Here is a 2,604-nt window from a genome sequence, read left to right as displayed (position 1 = left end):
CCCGGGGATGCATCCCCAAGCGTCCACAACCCCGGCCTGAGGCAAGATGCCCACACCTTGTGCGGGGCGCCCGAGGGATGGCAGTTCGTCGCCGTAGCCTGCTCGTGTGACTGTTGAGACCATCGACACCCGAACCGAAGCGCGCCGTGTTGCGACTTTGGCAACGCTTGACCCCGCCAGGCAGGCGGAACTCGGCCAGTTCTTCACACCGGTGCGGGCAGCTGACCTCATCGCGTCGTTCTTGCGCCTGGACAACTTGCCTCGGCAGGTGCGGGTTCTCGACCCAGGTGCCGGCATCGGCAGCTTGAGCGTCGCACTCGTGCGGCGACTCCACGCCGAGCGTCCCGACGTTGCGGTCCATGTCGTCGCTTCCGAGCTCGACCCGGCCGTCCTGCCCGGTCTGAATGCGACGTTGACCGAACTGGGCGATGCGACGGGAGCAACGTTCGAGGTCGTCGAAGGCGACATCATCCAGCTCGCGGCGGCTGGCGACCCACGCGTGGCGACGGGCTTTGACCTCGTCATCCAGAACCCGCCGTACGGGAAGCTGGCCGCGAACGACTCAGGACGGCGGTCGCTGCGGAACGCTGTCGGCGTGGATGTGCCGAACGCTTACGCGGCGTTCTGGGCTCTTGGCGTGAGCGCTCTGCGCGAGGGCGGGCAGTGCGTTGCGATCGTGCCTCGGTCGTGGGCGAACGGCGCCTACTTCGCCGGGTTCCGACGGTGGCTCTTGGAGCGTGTGCGCCTCGATGTCCTGCACGTCTTCGAGTCCCGGTCCACAGTGTTCGCTGACACTGGTGTGCTCCAAGAGAACGTCATCGTCTCCGCTACTCGCGGCGGACAAGAGCACGACATCACGCTCTCCGCGTCGGTGGGCCACCACGACGAGACGGTCACCAAGACTGTGCCGGCTGATGTCGTGGTTCAGCCGTCAGACCCTCATCAGTTCGTGCGCTTCACTGATGGGGCGACGCAGGCTCCCGCAGCGGCGCACTACACACTCTCCGACCTGGGCCTGTCCGTCAGCACGGGCCGAGTCGTTGACTTCCGGTCACGTCAGTGGCTTTCGATGACGCCAGAGCACGGCACAGCCCCGATGGCCTACCAGGCGAACGTCCGGAACGGTGAGGTCGTCTGGCCTCGTGACGCGGTGGCGAAGCCGCAACACTTCCGGGCCACCGAGGAAGCAGCGCGCAAGCTGTTGGTGCCCGCGGGTGTCTACGTCCTCATCAAACGCTTCTCCGCGAAGGAGGAGCGCCGCCGTGTCGTCGCAGGCGTCTGGGACGGACCGGAAGTCGCATTCGACAACAAGACCAACTACATCCACGCCGACGGCGCCGGCCTCGAGCGGGACCTCGCCAGGGGGCTGATGGTGTGGCTCAACTCGACCGCGCTTGACGAGGTGTTCAGGACCTTCTCCGGGCACACACAAGTCAATGCCACTGACCTGCGTGTCCTACCCTTCCCGAGCCGCGAGCATCTGGTTGTCTTGGGGCATGCAATCTCGGGCGAACTCCCTGACCAGGACCTCATCGACAAGACCGTGGCGGCCGTCCTCGAAGCGTGAGGTGGCCAACTGATGAGCGCGGCACCGGTTGCTTCCCTGGCGGGCGCTCAGGCCATCCTTCGAACCCTTCGGTTCGATGCCGAACGGTCGAACGAGCGGTCCGCGCGTGTTCTGCTCTGCCTCCTCGGGTTGACGCCCGGGGACGGATGGTCCCAGTCAACGAACCGGCCTACTCGGACTGTCGAACTGATGGAAGCTGCGGTCGCTTGGGGCCCGCGGTGGAAGCCGAACACTCGGGAGACTATTCGGCGGCGAACCCTTCACCAGTTCGTGGACGAGGCGCTGGCCGAGTACAACCACGACGACCCGTTACGGCCAGTGAACTCGCCGAAGGCCAACTACCGCGTCGCACCGGAAGCGCTCGCACTCATTCAGCAGTGGGACTTGCCCGGGCATGACCAGCGACTCGCTGCCTACCAGGCGAACAAGCCGGGCCAGATTGCCGCTTACGAGGCTGCCAGGACGCTTCACCGCGTGCCCGTGGCGCTGCCGGGCGGAGGAGCCGTGACTCTCTCGCCGGGCGGGCAGAACGTTCTCATCAAGACCATCGTCGAGGACTTCGCGCCCCGCTTCACGCCTGGCAGCGAGGTGCTCTACATCGGTGACGCCGACAAGGAAGCGACCTACGACAAGGCTGCGCTCGCCGCCCTCGGCATCACGCTCGACAAGCACGGCAAGCTCCCCGACGTCATCATCTACATGCCAGACCGGCAATGGCTCGTGCTCATCGAGGCGGCCTCCTCTCACGGTCCCGTTGACACCAAGCGGCACCACGAACTCGCAAGCCTCTTCACGAATGCAACGGCTGGTCTGGTGTACGTCTCCGCCTTCCCGGACCGGAGCGAGATGCGGAAGTACCTGACGGTTCTGGCTTGGGAGACCGAGGCGTGGGCGGCGGACGCACCTGACCATCTGATGCATTTCAACGGCGAGCGTTTCCTCGGTCCCTACGCCTGAGCCGCAGCCACGGCGGGCATGCCACTGAAGGGGCGAGCGTCAGGCTTCCTTCGGGTCGAGCGTGTGGGTGGGCCTCAGGA

2 protein-coding genes are annotated in these 2,604 nt (G+C 65.9%); both read left to right on the top strand.

Features of this window, described 5'->3' with window-relative positions; genetic code table 11:
- Positions 1 to 106 precede the first annotated feature (106 nt).
- Positions 107 to 1,567, top strand: coding sequence for an Eco57I restriction-modification methylase domain-containing protein (locus tag CCE01nite_RS21100; protein ID WP_141372986.1), 1,461 nt, complete (start codon positions 107 to 109; stop codon positions 1,565 to 1,567).
- A gap of 12 nt (positions 1,568 to 1,579) precedes the next feature.
- Positions 1,580 to 2,524: a BsuBI/PstI family type II restriction endonuclease gene (locus tag CCE01nite_RS21095; protein WP_141372985.1), complete on the top strand. Its 945-nt coding sequence runs from the start codon at positions 1,580 to 1,582 to the stop codon at positions 2,522 to 2,524.
- The last annotated feature ends 80 nt before the right edge of the window (positions 2,525 to 2,604 follow it).

Origin of the sequence: Cellulomonas cellasea, assembly GCF_006538745.1 — a bacterium.
Classification (GTDB): Bacteria; Actinomycetota; Actinomycetes; order Actinomycetales; family Cellulomonadaceae; genus Cellulomonas_A; species Cellulomonas_A cellasea.
The sequence above is the reverse complement of the archived record's forward strand: the minus strand, read 5'-3'. Positions and strand labels throughout refer to the sequence as shown.